Source organism: Streptomyces sp. Ru71, assembly GCF_002920535.1.
Taxonomy (GTDB): Bacteria; Actinomycetota; Actinomycetes; order Streptomycetales; family Streptomycetaceae; genus Streptomyces.
The window spans coordinates 20,124-44,049 of record NZ_PQSS01000062.1; the positions used below are offsets into that span (position 1 = coordinate 20,124).

The following is a 23,926-nucleotide window of genomic DNA, read 5'->3' on the forward strand; positions in this document are numbered from 1 at the left end:
GGTCGTTCTCCCTTCATCAGGCATGGCGGGGGTAGGGACTTGACGCGAAGGCGGTCGCGCCGACCGCGGAGGGGCGGGGAGTCAGGCCGCTACGGGGGCTGCCTTGGACAGCGGCACCGGTGTAGCGGAGGTGCCGGTCAGCACAGGGCGGAACGGAGCCAGTTCGGGCAGTTCCGGGGTGCGGTCGGCGTGCCGGTTGCAGATGTTCGCGGCCTGGCGGAGCGAGGTGTGCGGGGCGCGGATGCGGTGCCAGCCGCCGGTCGAGTCACCGGCGATGGCGATTCCGCGCATCTCGGCGGGGATCTGGATGGCGGCCAGGACGGCGTCCGGGGAGATGTCGCCGAAGGCCATGTTGGCGCTGGTCTCGTCGTTGACGCGGTGGGCGGTGCGGCCGGTGAGCTGGGCGCGGAGCATGGTGATGCCCTTGCCGAGTTCGGAGCCGAAGCGCTGTCCGCAGATTTCGAGGTAGATGCCGGCGGCGCGGCCGAGCTGGGCGAGGCGGACCAGGGCGGTGATGATGCGGTCGCGTCGCTTCTCTTCTTCCTTGGTGGCGAAGAGGGCGAGTTCGGCGACCTCGTCGACCAGGACGACGATGGGGGTCGGGCGGAGGTGGTCGGGCAGGTCCCAGATGTCGGCGGCGATTTCGGCGTCCGGGGTGTCGGCGGTGATGCGCTGTTCGGCGCGGATGAGTTGGTAGATGTCCTCCATGCGGGTCACGAGTGCGTCGAGGAGTTCGGCGGCGGTGTCGGGGTTGTCGGCGAGGGCGGAGAAGCGGCGGGCGAGCGGGAAGAGTTCGACGCCCTGCTTGCAGTCGATGCCGACCAGGCCGACGTCCATGGGGGCGAGGCCGGCGACGAGGTTGCGCTGGTAGACGGACTTGCCGGATTCGGTGGCACCGAGGGTGAGGGCGTGGGGTATCGCCCGGTAGTCGCGGTAGTGGACCGAGCCGTCTTCGCGCAGGGCGACCGGGACCCGCATCGGGCGGGTGTCGAGCCGGGCGGGCATCTGCACCCGCTTGAGTACGTCGTAGCCGGTCATCCGCAGCTCGATCACGCCCGAGCGCAGCTCACGCGAGGTGACGCCGTACATCGAGAACGAGTGGCGGAGCCGGTCGGAGGCGGCGGCGAAGTCGAAGGCGTCCTGTCCGGGCCGCAGCTTGAGCCGTAAGACCAGGCCGGTGCGGGTGGGCCGCAGGCTCAGAATGCGCGGCGGGCGGGACTCCGGGACCGGCCGGTTGGTCATCCGGGCCAGGGCGAGGCGCCAGCGGGAGGGCGGGACGGTCAGTCCGCAGGCGTCCATGACCGAGGCGTACCGGACGAGGACGCGGATCGCGGCGAGGGTGACCCCGAAGGTCAGCCAGTACCAGGCGGGGCGCCGCCACCGCAGGAGCCCCGCAGTGGCGACGACCAGCACGAGCGTGACCGTGAAGGCGGTCATGGTCAGGCCGCCTTCGCCTTCGCGGCCATGTCGGCGAGGGACGTCACGGCGACCGCGCGGAAGGCAATGCCGTGCCGCTTCTGGCCGTTGAACTCGTTCTCCCAGGGGCGGGCGATGAGCCCGGTCAGGGCGACCGGAGTGCCCATGGCCAAGTCGCCGGAGATGCCGGTCTCGGGGACGGTGATGGAGAGGATTTCGACCTCCTCGTGGGCCGCGAACATCACGTCGACGGTCATGAGCTTGGCGCCGGTGTCGGCGTCCACGGCGATCTCGCCGGTGCGGCGGTCCTTCACCTTAGGCTGCGGGGCCTTGGCGACCATCACGGTGGCGGCGGCGGTGTCGACGGGGATCTGACGCATGGCAAAGCACTCCTCTACAGAGGTGGGACTCCGTCACTCATGTACATGAGTGACATGAAGAAGAGTGCATCACTCCTATACATGAGTCAACCCGCCGCGGCTCAGAAGTCGCGACGGGTTGCGGGTAGTTGAGCGTGCGTCAGTCGGCAGCCGGGATGCGGTACTCGAAAACGAACTGGTCAGCGGCCATGAGCGTGTCGCAGACCTCGACGACGCGGCCCTCGGTCGTACGTGCCTCGCGGATCAGGTGGACCACGGGTGCACCGGGACTGAGGGCGAGTTCCGACGCCTCCGCCTTGGAGGCCGGCCGCGCCTGCAAGGTCTCGACGAACTCCGCGAACTCGTGCCCGTGCTCCTCGAGTCGGGCGTAGATGCCGCCGCCGCCGGGGTTCTCGGCGAACAGCTCCGGGATCTCCTTCACCACGTCCCAGGGGAGGTAGGAGGTGGCGGTCTCGACGGGGGTGCCGTTGCGGAAGTAGAGGCGCCGTCGGGCGAGCACCTGGGCGCCGGCCTCGACGCCGAGCCGTCGGGCCGCATCCTGCGGGGCTTCCATGGGCCCGATGTAGAGGACGCTCACCTTGGCAGTGGCGCCGGACCGGGCCGACTCGGCGAGGTACGCGGCCTTGCCACCGCGGCGGTGCGAGCGGCGGAAGCGGTCGGAGGAGCGGTGCCGCACCGGCGGCCGGTCCTTCACGATCGAGCCCTTGCCGTGCCGGGTCTCGACGAGCCCGCTAGCCCGGACCTCGACCATGGCCTTGCGGATCGTCCCGCCGGACACGCCGTAGCGCTCGACCAGCTCGGATTCACTCGGCACCATGTCGCCGGGCTTGAGGACACCAGCCCGGATCTGGTCCACGATCTCCTCGGCGATCTGCACGTACCGGGGTACGGACCGCTCACCTCCTGCTGCGGTTCCCATAGTCCTTCTCTGCCTCCTATGCTCCTGTACATGAGTGAATCACAAGGAGCACCGCCCGCGCCGCTGCACTCGGTATCCGTAGCCGGGGTGGTGGTGCGTGAAGACGGGCGGCTCCTGGCGATTCGCCGTGCCGACAACGGCACCTGGGAACTGCCCGGCGGAGTGCTCGAACTCGACGAGACCCCGGAAGCCGGCGTAGCCCGCGAGGTCCTGGAGGAGACAGGCATCCAGGTCGAGGTGGACGAGCTGACCGGCGTCTACAAGAACACCACCCGAGGAGTCGTGGCCCTGGTCTTCCGCTGCAAGCCATCCGGCGGCGCCGAGCGCACGTCGAGCGAGTCGACAGCCGTCGAGTGGCTCACGCCCGACGAGGTCAGCGAGCGCATGGCCGAGGTCTACGCGATCAGGCTCTTGGACGCCTTGGACGGCAACGGCCCTCACGTGAGGAGCCACGACGGGAAGCACCTCATCCCAGCGGGATAAGACTTTCTCTACTTCATCAAGGCCCGCGCACGGCGCGGGCGCGCGCCGCCTCTGCGGCGCGGCCTGCCTCCTGTCTCCGCCCCGGCTGGCCGCGCCCGGCGGCGCGCTCGGCGGCTGCGGGCACATCGTGGAGGGAAACCCGCTGTGGCTGGGGCGGTCGGCTCCACGGCTTTAGGCAGCCACTTTGGGGCGAGCCTCTAAGATCATGGCCCCAACGTCGTGCTTTACCGGGCAGGTCCACAGACTGCCCGACGCGCCGCAAGCTTACGGGGCCATGATCACTCGCCCCAAAGCAGCTCCAGCCCAAAGCCGCTCCGCCGACCTGCTGACATGTTTGCCTTCAGGGCGCAAGGGCCCCATCAGCGGTTGCTCGTGCCGCGCGTAGCCAATGCCGAGCCCGCAGCCGCTTCAGCCCGAGTGGATGCACGTTGTCCTTCCGCGCCTGGCTGCGGAGTTGGCGGACAAACTGCCTTGGCTTTCGACTCACCCTCTCACGCAGGGCTGCTGGCGAGCTGACCTTCTGCCCGATAAGCAGGTAAAGCATGCCGGGGTCATTCAGGTTCGGATCGATCTGCGCCAACAGAGCTACCTCTCGCATCTGGTCGATCACTACTCGGGAGACTTTCAGGTGAGCAGCCAACTGGTCTTGCTGCTCTGTACTCCGTGTCCGGCGTTCGAGGTCGAGGGCCGAGTTGATACCCACCTCGCTCAGTGGGATCTTATGCGGAGCTAGTGTCGGCAGGTCCAAAAATTGGCGTGGAGGGGTAAAGCCTACTAGTCGCCTGAATCGGTGGTCGGAGAACAATGGTTTGAAGCAAGGGTCTGCCGTCGCAGCATTCCTGTCGTCGTTGGTGGCGAGAGCGAACTCCAAATCTTCGATTGCCTGCCCAAGTCGCAGTACGCGGTCCTGGCTGGGAAGCTCTGCCAGAAAGCAATCCAGGCATGCATGATCCCAGGCCAGTCTTGGTGAAGCAGCATGTTCGTGAGGGTGCAGCCATGTCGCATCCGCCCCTGGGGAGACTCCACGCAGCACCTCGATGCAGTGCTCCAAGTTCGCGACAAATTGAAGCATCCGCTTGGCTTGCTGACGTAGCTGCTTTCCTTTCCATTCCCTTTCACACAAGGCCTTAAGCCTCGCAACGGATTCAGCAGCTCGCTGCAGCATCTCCGGCCTGCGCGGCGTCTCGTTCAGGTAACCGTTGAGCCACTGGGTAGCGCTGTCGTACATGATTCGAATTCGAAGCGGGGCCGACCCCTCATTATCATTGGTCGATAGACCAAGCTTGTCATATTGCTCATCGATGGACTTCGCAAAAGCCGCGTAATTGGTCTGGTCATCCGGAATGCGCTTGAAAGTCATGCACATATATTCATAGCGCGCAAGCGCATATTGGGGATCCTCATCCATCGCGCGGCTCAGCAATTCCACGCGTGCAGCATCGCTCCCCTCGCTATCATCGATCAGCGATCGGCTCGTCGCGATAACCTGCAGAGTAACGCTCTGCCACCGCTCGGCCCCGTATAGATCATCCTTTAGTTCTACGTGCACTTCGCTGAGGTGAAGGAGAATGAAGGCGGCAGCTCCGGTAAGCAGTTGTGCGCGTGCCCTATTTTGCGCGGCAGTCTTCTCGGTTTCATCAAGCCCAGGTGAGACGGCAGCGAGGCCGAGATCTCGCCTGCTGAAGACCGCGCTTTCGACATGCCGTCCGTTACGAGACAGGGACATCGCGACTCGGTCTGCATCCACGAGGGTGACTCGCGCACGCCAGGTAAGGTCCGGTCTGATAGCGAAGAATAGGCGTGACAATGAGCCGGCTACCTTACCCGCAGGCAGCGCGCTTAGATCCTCACTAGTGATTTTACTTAGCGGCATGGATGCCAGGACGGAAGTGGCGCGATCAAGCTCCTCGGGGGATTCTGTGCCGAGCCCCCTCATTCTTGCAAGCAGGTAGTCCGTGGAGCCCGCACTCACTGTACCGTCGACATTTTGAACCTCGACCTGCAACCGCAGATTCTGCCCCAGTGTCGCCCCTGTCAGGGCAACGCCCATTGTTGTAAGAACAACGTAGGATGCAATCAACCGTCCGGCATTCTCCAACGGAACTAGGAGCAGGCTACTCGCCACCAAGACTGCTACGCCGAGAGAGATCGATAGCCACATCCTGATCTTCATAGGGCAGTGAGAAAGCAGGACGAACACCACTGCCACCCCGGTCAATCCAAGCACCGCCACAACACCGGCCGCCTGGACACCCGGCGACTTTCTCGGAGCCAACAGCAGAGAACTCGAAATCACGACGGCGACACCGAGGAAAATAAGCAATGCCAGCCAGTGTTTCCAGTCGCTACGCTTGCCAGCGGAGGCAACGATGGCCAGAATTACCACACCCAATGCGAACAAAATAACCATACCGGCGACCCAATTAGTAAGCGTCCCCTTCACGGTGAATGGCTTAAACATAGCGTAGAGCGGAAGCATCACAGCCGCGCTGAAAATCAAAAGGAAGCCGAGGGTGCCGACAGCCCATCTGTAATTCCGTCGCCACGCTACCGTCCGGGTACCGACGAAAAGGCGCGACGACAGGCTAGCCAATGTGTAAAGGATCGCCAGTGCGACCGCGCTGAACAGCAGCATTTTACCGAGGGGCTCGCCCCAGTCGCGGTAAAATCGATCCCAAACGGTCGACGCGATGGCATTGGGGCGATTCTGAAGATTGAGCGCCTCCGCGATACCGTTCGAGGCGTTTGTGTTGCCTCGGTCCATCGCTAGCGCAGAACGAAAAGCGGCCTCGGCCTCAGTAAATTTTCCGGCTCGGATTAGATTTTGGCCCTCGATGACACTTTCCGCTGCGCGCTCACGTTGCTCAGCCACGCTCTTTAATCCGGTGACCGCGCAGTTCTTCCGCGCATCGCCTACCTTCACGCTGGCGTAAAGGTCCTCCGCTCGCTTAAGGAATCCGGCCTGCTGCTGCCCTTTCGCCGTGGTGCAGATAGCTTCCGCCGCAGCGTCGAACGGCGCCGCTGACACTGCTCGTGCAGGTGTGACGACTACCAGGGCAGTGAGTACCGCGGCGACACCACCTCGTGCCAAGCTTTTCCACACGCTGAACACCTCGCATGTCGGCCCCCTCGGCGCCGACCCTAAGACGACTCAGCGGGCCACGCACCCACACAGCACTTGTAGCGGAGCCACCCGGAGTATTGCTCGTCGCGCGTGTACGACCCAGGGCCGGCCTCATCACGGCCTAGCCGCAGGGCAACATGGCAACTGGCACCGGACAACCCAAGCTTCCCAAGCTGAGGGGCCAGGCATCGTCGTAACGGATCGATCGTCGTGACTCGCTCTGGTCAACAGCATCGGTAGCGTGGCTGAGATCGATGGAGGTACAGCGAGGCATACGCAAACCTGGTCGGTCAGCGACCCGCCATCGTGGCTGACTGTCGTCGGCTCAGGTTCAGACGGCGTCCATCGAAGGGGCCGGCCGTCAGCCGAGTACGGCCAAGTGGACCAACGATGCCGTGTCTGAGGTGAGTATCTAACTGCATGAGCACGCCGTCGAACAACGGCGAATGAATTCGAACGTCTGCGGACCGTCAGAGCAGGTGAAAAGTACCCCAGCCCAGGACCTCAGCCCGCCCTTCCCAAGTTGCTTCGAAACGAAGCAGTCGCTTCACTAAAGAGCTCTCCGAGCGGGAGGACGATGGTCGGCGGATTTGTCGGTCGCTGTGCACTTGCGCCGACCGACAGGTCTGGTGGCGCTGGGCCGACCGGCCGGACGGGCCATGGGAGGTCTGTTCTGTGCCGCAGCCATTCCGCTGACATCCAACGATGACGCAACGGCTGCCGAAGCTGCGGCCGACGGCAGTGACGGCAGCGCTGATGGCAAGGGCGCCTGACAGCTCAACGCGGTAGTGCGAAGCGCCGGCGGACAAGCCCACCAAGGCCTGATTGCCCCTCGAGGCACTTGACCGCGTGCTGTATCTGGTTGGGTTAGGCAGAAACCAGTGGCTTAACGCTTCCCTTCCCTGGGTGCTTGATCGAGCTGATCGTTGGCTTTTTGTAGCTGAAATCGATCTCGGCATAGTCTTTTCGGTATGCAGCAGGAAGGGCATGGTCGGCGATGATTATCTGAACTCGTCCTTCGTTTGCCTGTGCTAGAGTCACTAGCCGCCGATATAGCCCGGAGGTGAGGTCTTGTTCCTCATTCAGGGCCAGACGAGGGCTGTCGATGAGGAGGAAGGTCGGGTATGGGACGTCCCTTTCTCGCAGGGCTACCGCAATAAGCGCGGTCCAGTAGGCAACTTGAGTTGCCGTCACGATGCCGCCCCCCCTGGAGAACTGCCGAAATGGCTTGCCGTTGAGCAGCGGGAGGTAGTTTGTTTCGTGGATGCTAGCCTCTTCGACTCCCGGGATTTGCAGGTCAGAGACAACTCGATTGAATTCCTTGGAAATCTCACGAACAATGTATGCGCGTCGAGTCTTTAGATCTGCCTCTTTCTGCTCGATCGCCCGAACAAGTCGTTCATAATCCTTCCTTAGCCCCTCTTCAGTCCGGGCCAGATCTGAGACCCGGTCCCATTGCTGCAAGACGTTCTCGAAGTGCTTTTGTGCAGTGCGTGCTGCCGCAATCTTTTCCGAGATGTCTGTGTATGCCTGGAGTCGCGGGCTGACACGATTAGCCGTCCGTGCATCGATTGCAGCTTCAAGATGACGCACGAGTTCCTGCCGGTCCAAAATCAACTGCCGCGCATTCCGCGTCTGTTGCTCAACAAAAGTCAACTGCTTTTCCATTTCCTCCAGCTGGTCTTTGAGCTGCACTGTCTCGTAATGGTCGAGCTCGTCCGTGGATGCAGCCTCGTCCGGGAGGAGGCAAAGCCTGCAATGCCCATGGGGTACTTCGCGGTTCTTGAGTGCCTGCATGCATCGGGGGCAGGTGGTGAACTCGATTTGCGCGAGCCGCTCTCCCGCGTCGCGCATTCGATTAAGGCGGGCCAGGTCAGAATTTACCCGACGGCGCTCGCTGGACAGCTCCTCTTTCTGCCTGCCGAGGCTAACTTCGGCATTGCGGGCATCTGCCAAGCTTCGCTCGGCTTCATTGAGCAGGTCCCGCAGGGCCTGGGTCTCGCGATCAGTTACGGGGTCGATATCGTCGCGAAGTTGCGCCCTCTGCTCCTCGGCCTCCCGCTGCGCGGTAAGGGCTTTGTCGAGTTCTCGCTGCGCCTCTTCGCGGCTTTGCGTGTTGCTGTCACGCAAGAACTGGAGAATTTTTCGGTGATGGTCCTCTGCTTCGTCGACTGATCCTTTAAGTGTATTCGCTCGTGAGCGGCTCTCGAACAGCTCTGGATCGGCGAGCGCAAAGAGAAGTTCGAACACTGCTTTGCGCTTCGGCTCCAGGTACGAGTCCTGGCTTCTCGCAATATCACGGTTTATTTCAGATTGCGGAATGTACATGTAGGTGAAGATGTCCGCGAACGTAATGCGGGCGCCTGCTTTTGTGCTACGGCCTGTTTGTGCGGCGGCGCGCATATCGTTAGGAAGCCCCAGACTCGTCATGAGGAGTGTGTTGAGGCTGGGTTCACCTGACTTCACCTGATGGTCTGGAAGCCGATCACCGGTCACTAGATCTGTGACGCGTACGTTGTTTCGCTTTTGTGGATCGACGCTACGAGAAAGACGGAAACGATCGCTTCCGATAGAGATTTGCAGCGAAAGATCCTGAACTTTATCTGTGACCACTGGAGCGAGCTGACCATCGCCTCCAAGGCCCCATTTAATCAGCTCAAGGAGTGTTGTCTTGCCAACACCAGTGGGGCCAGCCAACACGGTGATGTCAGACGGGAACTGGTACTCCACCGGTCCCTCGGTAGAGTGGATGGTTACCTTTTCGAGGCGAAATTTCGTAGTCACTGAATTACCTCCCTGTGGGGGCGGTCCATTAGATCTGCCAGCCGCTCATAGATGAGGTCCTTCAGAGTATTTCCGGTCATATTTGCTGAGGCTTCCGCTACTGCCTCGCAGCGTTCTGTAATAGTTTCCCACGCCTCAGTATTGGCCAGATCCGCTGCCAGCCTTTTTCCTTGCGGCGTCGGGACCAATGCCACGCTTCCCCTGCGGCCCTTGGTGTAGCGAAGCAGGCCGCGTCCCACGAGAGCGCCAATGATGGCGTAATAACGGTCGTCCCAGGGTCCATATTTGTATCGAGTCATCGGCGCCTCAACTTCGGTAGGTGCTGCCAATTCCTCAGGAGCCAGTGCCAGCCGTTCATCGCGAGGATTAAGAGGGTCAAGAACGGTCGAAGCCAAGGCTGGGTAACGCAATAGGAAATCGAGCTTAGCCAGCTTGGTGAGACCGTCGAGCTTGCCGCTGTGGCCAGCGGTGCCGGCCACAGCCGTCACCAGAAGTAGGACACGCGCTTGGTGGTAAGCAAGGTCCTCGCGCAACAGGGCACGGTCAAGGGCGTCGCTCATGAGGTTTGCCCCTGTCCTCGTCGGATAGCCTCGATAGCTTGGTCTACGTCGAAACGATCACTGAACCACACCTTGCACTGGCTGGTCAGTTCACAGATTCCTCCGAGCAAGAGCTCGGGGTCCATGCCGCTCGGCATGTCAGCAGGTGGCGAGGCTGCAATGAGTTGCTGAACTTCCCGCCAGAAGGCAGGCCCTCGCGGCGCCTCAGAGAGGGTGCTTTGGGTTGCTTCATCACTTATGCGCAACAAGTAACGATCTAGGCGCGCTTGAGCCACTCGAGCACTAGGGTTGCCGCTACGCTCCTCGCGCCAGAAGTCTCTGTACTCCTGTGCCAGATGCTCAGCCCGCTCGATGCTGTTGTCTGGACACTGCCCCGCTGACATCTTCACGGCGAGCTTTGTGGTGCGCTGAAGGCGAGGAAGCGGCCGGTAACCGTGGGGCTGAGAGATGGCGGTCCTGACTGCCAGGTCTATGTCATGCAGTGTGACGATTCGGTTGACGAGTGCTCGCTCCAACTGCGCCGCACTGGGTGAAGTCGCACCAATCCTGTACGCCAGCACCGCGGGCAGTTTTCCAGTCGGCACACGCCCTGCTTTGCGCATGCGCGCATAGAAGATGTCGTGCACGGCGGCCCAGACGGACTCGGGGTCGATTGCGAGCCGCAGGTGGTCGCATAAGGGTCGCGCGTACATGTTCGCCGCAGCGTACCCAAGGTGGTCACGGGGGAGCTTTCCCGCTTCCACGTCCAGCACGGCCATGAAGCGGACCACTTGCGCGATCTCCGCATCGGTCGGAGATGGCATGGGTCTGTCAGCCGGCGCCCACCCCGGGGGTAGTTCCTTGCAGTAGGAGCGAAGCGCCTGACAAAGATCGATAACGGGCTTGCGGTGCTCCTCAGGCACGGTCAGAGGTTGATGCGCGAGGCGAAGCTCTCTTAGCTTCTCCCATGCCTTTTCAAGCTTCTGCACCTCCGGCGACAGGCCAAAGGTAGTGACCATGCGGCAAGTGGGGGTCTCGCTGAGAGCGTGCCAGCGACCGAAGAGGTGGGCCACGCCACCTGCATCCGCGAGGCTGTTGATGGTCGTGAAGGGCCCGGTTGTCACATCTCGGTGCTTCGCGGAGACGAGTTCAACTGCATCTCCATCGACCGCCGCCCAGTCCTCGTGGTACTCACAGACGATTCGGCAGTCGATGTCCTGAGACGGGCGCCCGTCGTCGTCGAGCGCGTCGAGGTAGAGGCGAAGCCCGTCCGCAGCTGCCATGGAGGCCTGCCAGTTATACCGGTCCAGGGTGTCTGCACCCGAGTCGTCGAGCTGAGGCAAGGAGAAAAACAACTGCCGCGCGCTCTCCACCCCCACAAGCGACTCCAATGTCACCCCCCGACACACATGGGTTAACTGTGCGTACCCAAGACCGATCAGTCAAGACGCTCACTTCGCACACACGTTCAGTCGTTACGGGTCTGCTGGTCAGGCGGCGAAACTGGGGATGGCAATCGTTGGGTGCGGCGCGGTCCGTCGACACACCATCGGGGGCGATCACTTGGCGGCAGCCCGCCAGTTGTCGAGGCGGGCCCGGGCCACGTCATCGTTCTGATCGCGGCGCACAGCCCTGCGGACGGTCCTGGACCGTCCGAGGTCAGCTGACGCTGACCAACAACGAGAGAAGCCCACGGCATCCGACCAGGTCAGAGCCGTGGACTTCATCAGGCCCGCTGGTCAGCGGAACCGGTGATCAGCAGACCGGCAAGTAAGGCCTCACTGAACAGGCTGTAGTCGGCAAACATAGCGCTCCCCGTCAGAGGGAGGGGGGCTCGTTCACCGCCAGGAGGTGACCGCGGCTGGTGGCAACGCGGAGTACGTCTCTCAGAGCCCCAGTCAGCTCCTGCGCTAGCTGCCGTACGTCCTCCCGGCCGGCGTCCTCGTCGTCGAGAGTTTGCGCAGCCTGTTCCAGTAACTCTGCCGCTGTTCCCAGCTGCACCGCCTCGATGTTGTCTGCCAGGCGGGACATGTAGCCGCCCCTGTCGTCGGTGCTCAGGTAGCAGGGCTTGCCCTCCGGCCCCGACCACGGGAGGAGCCGGAATTTGTCTGATGCCGTCATGCTTGCGCCAGCCTCTCGTCGGTCATGGGGTGCGTAGTGAAGACCCCTTCGACGCGGTTCCCTGGGAACACCAGCAGCGCAACTTCGACGACTCGGCCGGCAGCGTCAGTCGCGACTCGGGTGATCGTCAGGACTGGTGCAGTGGGGTCGGACCGGAGGGACGATGCTTCGTCCGACGTAGGTGGGCGGGCACAGACTGTCTCCCGAACAGCAGCCGGCGGCACGCTGACGATGGCGAATCTCGTCACCGCTTCGCGGCGCGATGGTTCGTGGTCCAGGATCCCGGCCGGTGCCAGGTCGCTTGGGACGTAGATCCGGGCAAGTCCGTGCGGTGACTCCCCCTCGTGGCTGATGCAGATGAACTCTGTGAGAGGGCTGCCCTGCGGCACCTTGAACAAGGTTGTCAGGGGACCGTCCGCCTGGACCGTGTTGCTGCGTACAGAGACGCGTAGGGCCGCTTCAGCGGCCGTCCAGGGGTCCAGCGTTCCCCATCCGCCGACGTACACGATCTTGCGGAGTGAGCGACGGACGAAGTTGCCTTTGCCGTGGATCTTCTCGACGAGTCCTTCGCTCTGAAGGACAGCGAGGGCCTTCCGCAGTGTCACGGTGCTCACCTTGAATCGGTCGGCCAGGCCAGTCTCGGAGGGAAGGCGTTCGCCGGGCTTGATGCGGCCAGTCGTGATTTGGTGCCGGAGGTCGTTGGCGATGTCGTCATGGCGCGAGGACATGGACCAGTCACCGCCTTCTCATACGCACGGCGACGAGCCGGGTCCGTGCATGTATGGTCAGCAGCTCGCCCGACTCGAAGAGGAGTTGCTTGGCGCCCTGGGCAAGTTGGAACAGGTCGCTCACACGGTGGGCTCGGCCGCCGACTTGGATGATGTCGCCACGCTGCACGGTCGCCGCGGTGATCTCAACATTGGAGACCAGCGCGCCACCAGGTACCCGTTCGATCACTGCTCTACCTCCGCAGCCCTGAGCCGGCCGACCGTCGAGTGGCACGGGCAGTCGCACGCCTCGTAGACCACCGGGACGTCGATCGGCGCGGAGATCGGGGAGGATTCAGTGCAGCTGGAGTGCGTGCCGATCCGGCATGAGGTCGATCGGTAAGGCATGGTCGCGACCTCGGCGATGCGCACGTGACTGCGAGGGGGCATCAGTGGACCCCCGCTAGGGCCGACCAGGCCTCGGCCGGTAGGTGGGGAGTTACGACCAGCGCACGCCTTCGGGCGCGCTTCTCCCACGCCAGCACGTACGGACGCACAAGCGCGACGTCCTCGCCCCGGAGCAAGTGTCGGTGGTTCGGAGCGCTCTGAGCTGGGCCACGGGTGGCCGTCTCGCCGACAGACGTCGTACGAGCGGGAACAGCCGGGAGCCGGTGGGGCATTAGGGGGCGGCGGTGCCGGCCCTTGGGGAAGTACCGCTCTCTGGTGAGCGAGGCGGCACGGCGGATACGGTTGAGCACGCTGCTCAGCTCCTATCGCTGATGGCTCGGTCCCCCGACATCGCCCGTCGTGGGGACCGCTTTGTGTACGGCCGCCCAGAGGGTGCGGCCGTTCAGGCTGGTGGCGAGGAGACCGAAGCGGTCCGCCTCCGCCACCACTTCCAAGACCTCCCGCCATAAGTCGGCGGGCAGTGTTTCCGGCACCTCCACTTCAACCGTCGTGTACCGGTCGTGCTCCTCGATGCGCGCCGGGAGCCCGACGGCAGACAGCCGGGCGGCGATGGCCGCCGCAGTAACTCCCGAAGCGGGCACAGGGCAGCCTCCGTCAACCGGCGATCACTTTGTGTGAAGCTAGTTAACTAGATTAGTGCTAGTGGACTAGATTTTCCATATGCCTGAGCAGCCGCCCTATCTCCGCATCGCCGACGAACTCCGGCGGCGCATCGCGGAACACGTATGGGAGCCCGGGGATCGCCTGCCGTCCCGCGCCCAGATCGGCCAAGAGTGTGGGGTGGGTGAGAACGTCGTCCGCCGGGCTCAGGAGTTGCTGATCTCCCAGGGTGTGTTGGAGGGCCGCGCAGGGTCGGGGACGTACGTCGCCGAGCCACGGCAGCGTGTGCGCATGGTGCGGTCGTCTGCGCGTGAGCGGCCGGATGGGTCGCCGTTCCGGGCGGACATGAAGGCCGTCGGCAGGCAAGGGGATTGGGAGAGCCGGACCGACGCCAAGGTTCCGGCGCCGGCGGACATCGCGGCACGGCTCGGCATCGCCGAGGGCGACCTCTGCGTCCGCACGACGTACGAGTTCCTGGCCGATGGCAGGCCGTTGCAGCTGTCGACCAGTTGGGAGCCGTACGACCTCACCGCCGGCACACTCGTCGTCCTCCCCGAGGGAGGGCCGCACGCCGGGGCGGGTGTCGTGAACCGCATGGCTGCCATCGGAATCACCGTCAGCCACGCCGTGGAGCAGCCGGAGCCTCGACAGGCAACCGCCGAGGAGGCCTCGCTCCTGGGCGTTCAGAAGTCCGCACTCGTCACCCACATCAGGCGGACGTACTACAGCGACGAGGGACGGCCCGTGGAGACAGCGGACATCGTGGTTCCCGCCGCGCACTGCGAGATCGTCTACGAGATCCCGATCAACCGCTAGCTCCGCCCGCGCAGGACGCCTTCAACTTGGCGTGCCGAGTAAGGTCCGCAGCATGACGACTCCGCCTGACCGCATCGACAGCAGAGAAGACCTGGCGGCCTTCGTTCGTTCCCTGCGTCGCAGCCACACCGAGGACGCAAGCTCATGGGAGAACGCGGGCCTTCCGAGCTTCCTGGAAGCGCTGGCCGCCTGGATCGACGACGCGGACGGTTGGTACCAAAACACCGGCCGTGAGTTGCCGCCTGACGGTGACTGGACGTTCTTCGCGCGAGCTCTGCAAGCAGCGACGGTGTACGAGTAGTCAGAGCCGGGTCGAATGCGTGTCGAAGGCCAGACGATGACGCGCTCGGCGCGGTAAGAGCAGCAGGTCAGCGATGGGGTGGCGCCAAACCCACCCAGCGCCTTCTAAGCGCCTAGCCGCAGGTTCGGGTCCTGCCGGGGGGCACCCGGGTTCGCTCTCCCGCTGGACAGGGCCAAGCCCCGGGATGTCGGCAGGTCGGGCAGCCGTCAGTAATGGTGGTCCGGCCAGTGAGGGGCTGCCCAGCGGGCCTCCGGGGGGAGTTCGAGCAGTTTTAGTCGGTGCTGTAGGTCCTCCGGTGCACCCGTCTCGCGGAGGCGCGGTGCGGCGTGGGTGAGGAGCCAGGCTGTCAGGTCCGTGCGCATTTTCTCCTCGTCGTTCTCGTGCCAGTCGACGCTCCACGGGAGGCTGTCTCCCAGCAGCCCGTACTCCCATTCCGCCGCCGCCTCCGCGAGACGGCGGTCGCTGAGGGGGCCGGTCTGCTGCTCCCAGTCGGCGAGCCAGGGGCCGACCGTTCCGGACGCCTCTGCGCACATCGCGAAGACCTGGTGCGCCGGGACCGCCGCGTCCGGGTCTGTGAGGCCACAAGCCCACCACGCGTGCAGGAACTCGCGTACCGGGCCGGCCTGCTCCTCCGGCCACTGCTGCCAGCGGCCGCGGGCGAAGGAAGAGCCGGCCTCCTCCAGGCCGAACAGCGGGTCGGCGCGGCCGGCGACCAGGACCCTGGCGAACTGCGGCAGGATGCGGCGCAGCACGGCCGCGTGATCGACCCAGTCGACGGCCTGCCAGGTCCGGCGCAGGAGGTCCGGCTCCAGTTCCACGTCCGGTGTCTTCAGCAGGGAGAGCTCCTCCGCGCTGCCCCAGTGGCACTCGCAGTTGCGCTCTTCCGGATGCGCGGTCATGCCGCCGAAGGTGACGGTGAGCTCGTCCAGGGCGGCGTTGAGACGGCGGTGTGCGGGGTGGTCGGCGCGCTGCATGAGGGACCCGGCCTTCAGGGACTCCGTACGGCTTCCGCCGGGCGAAGATCGCCACTTTACCCGGCCCGGGTCGGACGGTCATCCGGCCTGCCGCGTCCCTCTCCTTCCCACTAGCATGATCATGACGTGTCGCCGACCACGATCGGGAATCACCGTGCCCCTGCGCTGTGCCCTGCTCGACGACTTCCAGGACGTCGTCGCCACCGACCTCGTCGACTGGTCACCGATCGCCGATCAGGTCGAGGTCGTCTCCTTCGGGACGCACTTCGCCGACGAGGACGCCCTCGCGGCCGCTCTCGCCGAGTTCGACATCGTCGTCACCCTGCGCGAACGCGTCCCCTTCCCGGCCTCGCTGCTCGCCCGGCTGCCCAGGCTGCGACTGCTCATCGCCTCCGGGATGCGCAACAGCGTCATCGACTACGCGGCGGCCGAGGAGCACGGCGTCACCGTGTGCGGCACGGCCAGTTCCTCCACCCCGCCCGTCGAACTGACCTGGGCGCTGTTGCTCGGCCTCGCCCGGGGCATCGTCGAGGAGAGCGGCGCCCTGCGCTCCGGCGGGCCCTGGCAGTCCACCGTCGGCGTCGATCTGCACGGCAGCCGGCTCGGGCTGCTCGGGCTCGGCAAGATCGGCAGCCGGGTCGCGCAGGTCGGACTGGCGTTCGGGATGCACGTCAGCGCCTGGAGCCAGAACCTCACCGCCGAGCGCGCCGAGGAGGTCGGCGTCGAACGGGCCGCGAGCAAGGAGGAGCTGCTCGCCTCCAGCGACTTCGTCTCCGTCCACCTCGCGCTGAGCGAGCGCACCCGCGGACTGCTCGGCGCGGCCGAACTCGCCCTGCTCAAGCCCACCGCCTACCTGATCAACACCTCCCGCGCGGCCATCGTCGACCAGGACGCCCTGCTGGCCGCCCTGCACGAGGGCCGCATCGCCGGCGCCGGCGTCGATGTCTTCGACGTGGAGCCGCTCCCCGCCGGCCATCCGATGCGCACCGCGCCCCGCCTGCTCGCCACGCCCCACCTGGGCTATGTGTCCCGCGCCAACTACCGCACGTACTACGGCCAGGCCGTGGAGAACATCCAGGCCTACCTGGCCGGTTCACCGCTGCGGCAACTGCCGTGAGCAGTCCGGCCTACGTGCCGTGGGCAGTCCGCGCACACCTCCTCCCGCTTCCTCCCGGGCCCACCCGTCCCCACCCCCGCCGCCCGTCTGCCGGAACTCCCTGTTCAAAAAGGGTGATGCACCCAAAAACGCCGTGACCCCGCGTCAGTCGCCGCGTTGAACGGACAGTGCGGCGGGCGAACCGTCGCCTAGCTCACCGATAAGAAGGAGATGTGATGTCTCGCATCGCGAAGGCGGCCGTTGTCTCGCTCGGCACGGGTGCCATGGTGCTCGGCGGAGCCGGTCTGGCCCTGGCGGACGCGGGTGCCGGGACGGCGGCCGTCGGTTCGCCGGGCGTCGTGTCGGGCAACGCCGTTCAGGTTCCCATCCACATCCCGATCAACCTGTGCGGGAACACCGTCGACATCATCGCGCTGCTGAACCCGGCGTTCGGCAACACCTGCGCCAACGTCAGCCACCACGAGGGTGACGGCTACGACGACGACAAGGGCGGCTACGACGAGGACGACAACGGCGGCTACGGCAGCTGACGTCGCCCCCCGCTTCCCCCGCGAGAGCCCCGGCACCTCCGAGCGCCGGGGCTCTCGCGCACGCGGCCGGGCCCGCGTCGCGCGCCGCGTCAGTCGTACCGGTAGATGTCAGGCGTACCGGTAGATCCGGCCGACGTCCTCCAGCGAGTCCGGCGTCACGTCCCACGGCGGCAGCTTCTCGTACCGGGCCACGACCCGGCGGTGCTGGGCGCTGCCCGGCGCGGGAGGCCGCTCGGGCTGGTAGCGGGTACCGCGGTGCCGCTGCTGCCAGCGCGACCACTGCAGGTCGATGAAGGAGTGGTGCAGCCAGAACACGGGATCGTTGACGGAGGCCCCGCCGAGCATCACGCCGCCCACCCAGCGGTGCACCCGGTTGTGGGTGCGCCAGGACGCGCTGCCCCGCCCGGTCCCCCAGCCCTCCAGCTTGTTGCGGAAGCCCCGGGTGACCGTGGAGTCCCACGGCGAGACGTCGTAGACGGGGTCGTTCAGCGCCGCCTCCAGCTCCGTGCCCGTCGGCAGCTCGATGGGATCGCGGGCCCGGCCCAGGTCCCGGGTGAGGAACCTGCCGTCGGTGACGTTCTCCCGGATCGTCCACCTGCCCTCGCGGTAGGCGAACGGCCCGGTCATCACCTGCTGGTCCCAGCTGCGCCCGTTGCCGCCGAGCAGATCGTCCCGCCAGGGCACGGACCGGGTGGTGCGGTCGCGTGTCCAGTCCCAGTACGGCACGGTCACCGAGTCGTCGAGGCGGCGCAGCGCCTGCTCGAAGTCCAGCAGGAACTTGCGGTGCCAGGGCAGGAAGGACGGCGCCATGTGCGCCGTACGCAGACCGTCCTCGCCGTCGGCCGTGTAGTACTCGATGTGCATCCGCACGAAGTCGTCGTACTCACCACGGCGTTTGAGCTCCAGGATCGCCCCGACGAAGCGCCGCCTCTCGGTGGCGGTCAGCGCGCTGACGTTCTTACGCGTGTACGCCATACTCTCCCCCCGTGTGCTCGTGGACCCGGTGGCCCCCGTGGGTCAGCGGGGTCTCGCGCAGGTGCTGCCCGGGGCCGAGGGCGTCGACCGCGGCCCGGGCCGCCTCCAGCGGTGTCGGGTACGACCGGTAGTGGTCGACCATGCTCAGCCAGGTGCCGTCGGCCCGGCGCATCAGGTGCAGCGGGCGGCCGTCGACGGTGACCTGCCAGCCGACCTCGTCCAGGCTGCGCGCGTCGGCGACCTTCACGCCCTGGATGTGGCGGCCGCGGTAGGTCTCGTCGAACGCGGTCTCGTCGTCGCCGTCCGCCGCGTGCCGCGGCCAGGCGGTGACGGCCGGCGTGAACGCCAGCGCGATCGCCGGTACGAGCAGTCCGCGCAGCACCTCCCGCCGGGTGCCTTGCCCCGCCGCTGATCTGGCCGGTGCCGGCTTGTCCTCGCCGTCCACCGCCACTTGCCCGACGCTCACGACCATGCTGTGCTCCTCGTCGCTCCGGGACGCCGGCAGCTCCGCGTCCCGGGGCGCCGACGGGTCCGCTCAGATGTGTCGACACCGCTAACCGCCCGACACCCGCCCTGGTCACCGACCGCCGCCCATCCGGCTCATACGACGGACAGGGACGACGGGTCCGGGCGCCGCGGTGATACGGCCGCACGAGGCCGCGCAACGAGGGCCGCGGGGCCGCGACACGGCAACGGGCCCGGGCGGAACGATGTCCACCCGGGCCCGGTCGGGCCGTGCAGCGTGCCCTACAGGCCGGGGCCCAGGCCCAGGTCCGCCGTCGGGACGGTCTGCAGGACCGGGGTGATCACGCCGGCCTGCGGCAGTTTCGTGCCGGGCAGGCCGAAGCCGCCGGACCTCGGGGCGGTCAGCGGGGCGTCCAGGTTCAGGCCCGGGCCGAGGGTGCGCAGGTCGGAGGCGGGGGCGTCGAGGCCTACGTGGTCGAAGTCGTCGCCGAGCACGTGGGGCAGCGGCGACCGCAGCGCGGCGCCGGGCAGGCCGGCCGCGACCGGGAGCTGCGGCACGACCCGCTCCGGGATCAGGCGGCCCTCGACGTACCGGGGTCCCTCGGGGGAGCCCGGCTTGGGCACCGGCACCTCGCCGCCCACCTCGGGCAGCTCCATGTGCAGGGACTTCTCCACGCCGTTCAGCGGCACGGGCACGGGGACCGCGTCCACGGCGGCGGCGGGTGCGGCGCCGGCCGCGGCGGCCACGCACGTGAACACGGCGGCGAGGGTTCCTCGGGTGGTCGACTTCATTTCGGGTACGGGCCCTTTCACGAATGCGGAGGCTGGGCGTGCGTACCGCTCAACGAGCCAGAAAACGCGGCGAGCGCACAATTCGCCCGGCTGCCGCAGTAATAGGACGGCGTGATTGTCGGCCGGACAATCTGTTCCACGGCGCCCAGGGATAGTCCCCGCCGTGCCCGGTGGGGAGTCGGTCACCGCGCCCGGTGGGAGTGCGTCACCGGCGCACGCTGCGGGTCGGCAGAACGATGTGCGCGGCGGCCTGCAGGGTCTCCTCGGCGCCGGCGAACTCCGCCAGGGCCTCCGGCTCGACGGCCTTGCCGGGCTCGGCCTCGGGCCACGCGCGCGTGGTGAACACCAGGTAGGCGTAGCCGCGGGCGGAGGCGGCGGCGATCCACTCCTGCGGCGGGAGGCACTGTGCGACCAGCGGTGGCAGGGTGACGATGGCCGCGCCGGACTCGACGAGCAGGCTCACCGGCAGACTGGGCCGGGCGGTGCCGTCGACCAGGTCGCCGCCGACGGGCAGGCCGTGGCCGCTGAGCAGCCGCTCGATCGCGGCGGCCGTCCCGTCGGGGCCGTCGGCGGTGTCGCCGAGGGAGTAGACGAGGAGGTACGGCATGTCGGCGCCGTCGGGCGCCTCGCCGCTCCAGGGCATCATCACGAGGGTGCCCAGGTCGTCGGCGCGGAAGGGGGCTTCGGTGGAGGTTGAGGTCACCGCGCGACCATATCGGCGGTCCTCTCGCCGCCCGGCCCGCTCTCACCCGACCGGACGACGGCACGCCGGTGCTCCACACGATCGAGGGACCCGTGTCGAACAGCCCGCCGCGGACACGGCAGAGGGACCCGCCTCGAAGAGCCGGCGGACACCACCGAGGGATCCGTGCCGAAAAGCGCCGCGGACACCACCGAGGGATCCGTGCCCAAAAGCGCCGCGGACACCGCCGAGGGATCCGTCTCGAAAAGCGTCGCGGACACGACCGAGGGCCGGCTCGGCGTCCGGGCGGGTGCGGTGCGCCCCGGCCCGGCGGAGCCGGCCCCGTGAGGTGGCGGCGGCGTGCCCCCGCTCAGCCGCCCAGCGGCAGTCCGCCGAGCAGGCCGCTCTTGTTCAGGGTGGCGGTGGCGCCCTTCACCGTGCTGAGGGCCGAGTCCTTGTTCTCGGTGTCCAGCGCGTCCGACTGGTGCTTGAGCGGCATGACGTCGATGGGGCCCTTGGTGAGCGAGTTCACGGCGCCGTTGAGGCTGGTCGGCGTGAGGTCGGCGGTGTTGTAGGCGAACGCGGGCGCGGCGGCACCCGCGAGGACCATGGACCCGGCAACGACCGCTGCAGCCTTCAGGGACTTCATCGTGTTCCTTTCTTCGGCAACCCAGGTCGCCTCAGGGGAATGGTGACGCCGTGCCTAACGACTCCCGCCGGACACGGAAACCGGGTGCGCAGAAATTTCTGCAACGCACCCGGAATCCCACCCGATTGAACGGTGTGTCTCATCGGCGTTTCTCAACGTCATATGAGATCTCTGGAATTTCGCCCGCCGACCGCGCACGCCTCACGAGGCCGTCGGCGCAGGCGTCGCCACGGCCGGGGTCGCCACGGCCGGCGTCGCCGGGAGGGGCGCGGGCAGTGTGGACACCGCCGGCACGTCGGTCAGGCCGGTGAGGCCGGTCAGGCCCGTGCTGGACACGCCGCTGTCCTTGAGGGTGGCGTTGACGAGGTTGACCACGCCGTTCACGAGGCCGGTGGTGGCCGGCCCCACCTGGGCGGTGTTCATCGAGCTGGTGGCCTTGACCAGGGCGTCGATGGCCTTCTGCAGGTCGGCGAGCGCGGCGTCCGTCTGATTGGCCGGGGTGGCCACCGTGCTCGGCGTGGCGGCGGTGCTGGGCGTGGCCGCCGCACTCGGAGTGGCAGGCGTACTCGGCGTGGTAGGCGTACTCGGCGTGGCTGCGGTGCTCGGCGTCGCCGCCGTGCTCGGCGTGGTGGTGACCGTGGCGGTGGACGACGACGGCAGGGACGTCTGGACGTCGGCGAGGGCGTCCTGCACGGCATCGGTGAGGTCGTCCGCTTCTGCGGCGGTGACGTCCGGGTCGTCGTCCTTGAGCAGGGAGCCGAGCAGGTCGGTGACCGGGGTGAGCAGTTTGCCGAGGTCGCCCAGGTCCACGACTTGGTCGAGCACCGTGTCCGCGTCGGGTTCCGGCGTACGGGACGCCGCACGGGTGCCCTCGTGGGTGGCGTCGGCCGCCATGGCGGCGGGGGCGGCGAGGCCGAGGGCGAGGGTGGCGCACAGTGCGGTGGACGCGACGTGCCGGACGGACAGACCACGCATGGGGGTTCCTTTCGGTGGGCGAGGGTTCTCAAGCCCACCGTGCGAGGGGTGGGTGCACCCCGCAACCGATCGGATGCGCAGGGTGATCACCCGTTCGCCGCACCACCGTCGTCCTGCCCTGGTGAGACGCCCGGGCCGGCCGGTCAAGTCCCGCCACGCGGGTCACCCCCGCTTCCGCCCGTTCGGGGCACACGCGGACCGCGCGCACCCGGACCGGGCACACGCGGATCGGCCGCCCTTCCGGAGACGGAAGGACGGCCGGTCGGGGGGGTGCGTCCGACGTCAGTCGTTGACGCAGGTGTTGCCGAAGGCCGGGTTCAGCAGGCCGATGATGTCGACGGTGTTGCCGCAGACGTTCACCGGAACGTGGATCGGGACCTGCACGACGTTGCCCGAGATGACGCCGGGCGAACCGTGGGCGGCGGCACCCGCGCCGCTGTCAGCGGCGGCGACGCCGGCGCCACCGGCAACGGCCGCGACGGCGGCGGAGGTCAGGACCAGGCCCTTCGCGATACGCGACATGGAGAGGTGCTCCTTGGGGTTGACGCAAAACACCCGGGCGATTGCCCGGCGCTGTGTCAACGCGTGACCCCCTGGGGAGTTGTGCCGCCAAAGGGGTGATGCACCCGCGGCCACGGTTCACCACCCCGACACACTTGCCGGATTTCACCGCATTGGTCCGATTGCCGACTAGAGTTGCGGCCTCCGAGGCGCCCGACGGGATCTCTCCGACAGCGGAGCCCTCCGACCACCTGTGCGAACAGGATCGCCCATGCGTTCGATCTGGCCAAGGCATCGCGGCGCGGTGGTGACCAGCCGGCCCGCCGGCTCGTTTCCCAGCGGGACGCGGCATGGGCCGACGCGCTCTTCGTCGCCATCGACGACCGGCAGCAGACGCGTTCCCGCCCGTGACGAGGACCATCCGTGAGCGAGGAAACCGCGCCATGCACCAGTCAGCCACCGCCCCTCGGGCCCGGGTGCTGCATGTCTCGCAGCCCGTGGAGGGTGGGGTCGCCCGGGTCGTGACCGACCTGGCGCGCGCCCAGCTCGGCGCCGGCTGGGAGGTGGCGGTGGCCTGCCCCGACGGCCCGCTCGCCGCCGCGGTGCGCGCCCTCGGCGCGGATGTACGGCCCTGGCACGCCACCCGTGCGCCGGGCGCCGGCCTCGCCGGGGAGGTGGGGAGTCTGACGCGCCTGGTCGCCGAGGTCCGCCCGGACGTGGTGCATCTGCACAGCGCGAAGGCCGGGCTCGCCGGGCGGCTGGCGGTGCGCGGCCGCATCCCGACCGTGTTCCAGCCGCACGCCTGGTCCTTCGAGGCGGTCGGCGGGCCGGTGGCCGCGCTGACCGCGGCCTGGGAGCGGTGGGGGGCGCGTTGGGCGTCCCGGGTGGTGTGCGTGAGCGAGGCGGAGCGCGCGCGGGGTGTACGCGCCGGGGTGCGCGGGCGCTGGTCCGTCGTCCCCAACGGCGTGGACCCCGGCCGCTTCCGGCCCGCCCCCGCCGCCCCCGCTCGCGCCGCGCTGCTGCCGGACCTGGCCGGGAAGGCCCCGCTCGTGGTGTGCGTGGGACGGCTGTGCCGGCAGAAGGGACAGGACGTCCTGCTGGCGGCCTGGGACACCGTGACCCGCGAAGTGCCCGGCGCCCGGCTGGCGTTGGTCGGCGACGGGCCCGAGGGCGCTTCCTTGCGCTCCCGCGCCCCGCGCTCCGTGCTGTTCCCGGGCGCCGTCGCCGATCCCCTGCCGTGGTACCGGGCCGCCGACCTGGTGGTGCTGCCCTCCCGCTGGGAGGGCATGGCCCTGGCCCCGCTGGAGGCGATGGCCTGCGCACGGCCCGTGGTGGTCACGGACGTGGACGGGGCCCGGGAGAGCCTCCCGGCCGCGCTCGCCGGTCCCGGTCTGGTGCCGCCCGCGGACCCGGCCGCGCTGGCCGCCGCCGTCACCGGGCTGCTGCGCGCCCCCCGACTGTGCGCGTCGCTGGGCCGGCTGGCACGCCGTCACGTCCTGTCCACGCACGACGTGCGGCACACCGCCGAACGACTCGCGGACGTCTACCGCGAGGTGCTCGGCGCACGGCCCGCACCCGTGCCCTCCGAGTGCAGGGAGTCCATCCACT

The 23,926-nt window shown here is 67.2% G+C and carries 25 protein-coding genes; 6 read left to right on the plus strand and 19 right to left on the minus strand.

Annotated elements, in window-relative coordinates:
* Positions 1–81: 81 nt before the first annotated feature.
* The 3 genes from C3489_RS28230 to C3489_RS28240 all read right to left on the minus strand — a co-directional run bounded on the left by C3489_RS28230 (position 82) and on the right by C3489_RS28240 (position 2,715).
* Complete coding sequence (locus C3489_RS28230) at positions 82–1,437, minus strand: FtsK/SpoIIIE domain-containing protein (RefSeq protein ID WP_103784906.1); 1,356 nt, start codon at positions 1,435–1,437, stop codon at positions 82–84.
* Positions 1,438–1,439: 2 nt separating this feature from the next.
* Complete coding sequence (locus C3489_RS28235; RefSeq protein WP_103784907.1) at positions 1,440–1,796, minus strand: hypothetical protein; 357 nt, start codon at positions 1,794–1,796, stop codon at positions 1,440–1,442.
* Between the two features lie 139 nt (positions 1,797–1,935).
* The gene (locus C3489_RS28240) at positions 1,936–2,715 is read right to left on the minus strand and encodes a GntR family transcriptional regulator (protein ID WP_103784908.1); all 780 of its coding nucleotides are present in this window, start codon (positions 2,713–2,715) and stop codon (positions 1,936–1,938) included.
* Positions 2,716–2,733: 18 nt separating this feature from the next.
* On the opposite strand from C3489_RS28240, the gene C3489_RS28245 reads away from it, so the two are divergent.
* A complete protein-coding gene (locus tag C3489_RS28245) occupies positions 2,734–3,198 on the plus strand; it encodes an NUDIX hydrolase (RefSeq protein ID WP_181139889.1) in 465 nt (154 codons plus the stop codon).
* A 340-nt stretch (positions 3,199–3,538) separates the two neighbouring features.
* Here the strand turns inward: C3489_RS28245 and C3489_RS38415 are convergent, their stop codons facing one another.
* The 8 genes from C3489_RS38415 to C3489_RS39595 all read right to left on the minus strand — a co-directional run bounded on the left by C3489_RS38415 (position 3,539) and on the right by C3489_RS39595 (position 13,522).
* Positions 3,539–6,301, minus strand: a complete 2,763-nt coding sequence (locus C3489_RS38415; protein ID WP_146075359.1) for a hypothetical protein — start codon at positions 6,299–6,301, stop codon at positions 3,539–3,541.
* An 888-nt stretch (positions 6,302–7,189) separates the two neighbouring features.
* Positions 7,190–9,052: an AAA family ATPase gene (locus C3489_RS28255; RefSeq protein WP_258054989.1), complete on the minus strand. Its 1,863-nt coding sequence runs from the start codon at positions 9,050–9,052 to the stop codon at positions 7,190–7,192.
* Between the two features lie 50 nt (positions 9,053–9,102).
* Complete coding sequence (locus C3489_RS28260; RefSeq protein ID WP_103784911.1) at positions 9,103–9,666, minus strand: hypothetical protein; 564 nt, start codon at positions 9,664–9,666, stop codon at positions 9,103–9,105.
* A complete protein-coding gene (locus C3489_RS28265; protein ID WP_103784912.1) occupies positions 9,663–11,024 on the minus strand; it encodes a hypothetical protein in 1,362 nt (453 codons plus the stop codon). Before C3489_RS28265 ends, C3489_RS28260 begins: the two co-directional genes overlap by 4 nt.
* A 439-nt stretch (positions 11,025–11,463) precedes the next feature.
* Entirely contained in the window at positions 11,464–11,766 is a 303-nt protein-coding gene (locus C3489_RS28270) for a hypothetical protein (RefSeq protein ID WP_103784913.1), read from the minus strand.
* Positions 11,763–12,494, minus strand: a complete 732-nt coding sequence (locus C3489_RS28275) for a GntR family transcriptional regulator (RefSeq protein WP_103784914.1) — start codon at positions 12,492–12,494, stop codon at positions 11,763–11,765. Before C3489_RS28275 ends, C3489_RS28270 begins: the two co-directional genes overlap by 4 nt.
* Before the next feature lie 7 nt (positions 12,495–12,501).
* Complete coding sequence (locus C3489_RS28280) at positions 12,502–12,723, minus strand: hypothetical protein (RefSeq protein ID WP_103784915.1); 222 nt, start codon at positions 12,721–12,723, stop codon at positions 12,502–12,504.
* A 520-nt stretch (positions 12,724–13,243) separates the two neighbouring features.
* On the minus strand, positions 13,244–13,522 hold the full coding sequence (locus tag C3489_RS39595) for a hypothetical protein (RefSeq protein WP_103784918.1): 279 nt from the start codon (positions 13,520–13,522) through the stop codon (positions 13,244–13,246).
* Between the two features lie 79 nt (positions 13,523–13,601).
* Here C3489_RS39595 and C3489_RS28300 point away from each other — a divergent pair, with 79 nt between their 5' ends.
* Both C3489_RS28300 and C3489_RS28305 read left to right on the plus strand, forming a co-directional pair.
* Positions 13,602–14,357, plus strand: a complete 756-nt coding sequence (locus tag C3489_RS28300; RefSeq protein WP_103784919.1) for a GntR family transcriptional regulator — start codon at positions 13,602–13,604, stop codon at positions 14,355–14,357.
* A gap of 52 nt (positions 14,358–14,409) precedes the next feature.
* The gene (locus tag C3489_RS28305; protein WP_258054990.1) at positions 14,410–14,658 is read left to right on the plus strand and encodes a hypothetical protein; all 249 of its coding nucleotides are present in this window, start codon (positions 14,410–14,412) and stop codon (positions 14,656–14,658) included.
* Between the two features lie 206 nt (positions 14,659–14,864).
* On the opposite strand, the gene C3489_RS28310 is transcribed toward C3489_RS28305, so the two are convergent.
* Positions 14,865–15,632 (minus strand): hypothetical protein, encoded by a 768-nt coding sequence (locus tag C3489_RS28310; protein WP_103784920.1) that lies wholly within the window; start codon positions 15,630–15,632, stop codon positions 14,865–14,867.
* Positions 15,633–15,786: 154 nt separating this feature from the next.
* Between C3489_RS28310 and C3489_RS28315 the strand changes: the two genes are divergently transcribed.
* Positions 15,787–16,749: a D-2-hydroxyacid dehydrogenase family protein gene (locus tag C3489_RS28315; protein ID WP_103784921.1), complete on the plus strand. Its 963-nt coding sequence runs from the start codon at positions 15,787–15,789 to the stop codon at positions 16,747–16,749.
* Positions 16,750–16,964: 215 nt separating this feature from the next.
* Positions 16,965–17,279, plus strand: a complete 315-nt coding sequence (locus C3489_RS28320) for a chaplin (RefSeq protein ID WP_103784922.1) — start codon at positions 16,965–16,967, stop codon at positions 17,277–17,279.
* A gap of 108 nt (positions 17,280–17,387) precedes the next feature.
* On the opposite strand, the gene C3489_RS28325 is transcribed toward C3489_RS28320, so the two are convergent.
* The 7 genes from C3489_RS28325 to C3489_RS28355 form a co-directional block, all read right to left on the minus strand.
* Positions 17,388–18,254 carry a tyrosinase family protein gene (locus tag C3489_RS28325; RefSeq protein ID WP_103784923.1) on the minus strand — a complete coding sequence of 289 codons (867 nt, stop codon included), beginning with the start codon at positions 18,252–18,254 and terminating at the stop codon, positions 17,388–17,390.
* Positions 18,238–18,726 (minus strand): tyrosinase cofactor, encoded by a 489-nt coding sequence (locus C3489_RS28330; protein ID WP_103784924.1) that lies wholly within the window; start codon positions 18,724–18,726, stop codon positions 18,238–18,240. The genes C3489_RS28325 and C3489_RS28330 overlap by 17 nt, the downstream gene beginning before the upstream one ends.
* A 275-nt stretch (positions 18,727–19,001) precedes the next feature.
* Positions 19,002–19,511, minus strand: coding sequence for a hypothetical protein (locus C3489_RS28335; RefSeq protein ID WP_103784925.1), 510 nt, complete (start codon positions 19,509–19,511; stop codon positions 19,002–19,004).
* Positions 19,512–19,716: 205 nt separating this feature from the next.
* The gene (locus C3489_RS28340; protein WP_103784926.1) at positions 19,717–20,214 is read right to left on the minus strand and encodes a DUF5949 family protein; all 498 of its coding nucleotides are present in this window, start codon (positions 20,212–20,214) and stop codon (positions 19,717–19,719) included.
* A 349-nt stretch (positions 20,215–20,563) separates the two neighbouring features.
* Positions 20,564–20,842, minus strand: a complete 279-nt coding sequence (locus C3489_RS28345) for a hypothetical protein (RefSeq protein ID WP_103784927.1) — start codon at positions 20,840–20,842, stop codon at positions 20,564–20,566.
* A gap of 201 nt (positions 20,843–21,043) precedes the next feature.
* Positions 21,044–21,817 carry a hypothetical protein gene (locus C3489_RS28350; protein WP_103784928.1) on the minus strand — a complete coding sequence of 258 codons (774 nt, stop codon included), beginning with the start codon at positions 21,815–21,817 and terminating at the stop codon, positions 21,044–21,046.
* A 282-nt stretch (positions 21,818–22,099) separates the two neighbouring features.
* Entirely contained in the window at positions 22,100–22,339 is a 240-nt protein-coding gene (locus tag C3489_RS28355; RefSeq protein ID WP_103784929.1) for a chaplin, read from the minus strand.
* A 422-nt stretch (positions 22,340–22,761) separates the two neighbouring features.
* Here C3489_RS28355 and C3489_RS28365 point away from each other — a divergent pair.
* Positions 22,762–23,926 (plus strand): glycosyltransferase (locus tag C3489_RS28365; protein ID WP_103784931.1); only part of this gene is annotated, 1,165 nt, incomplete at its 3' end.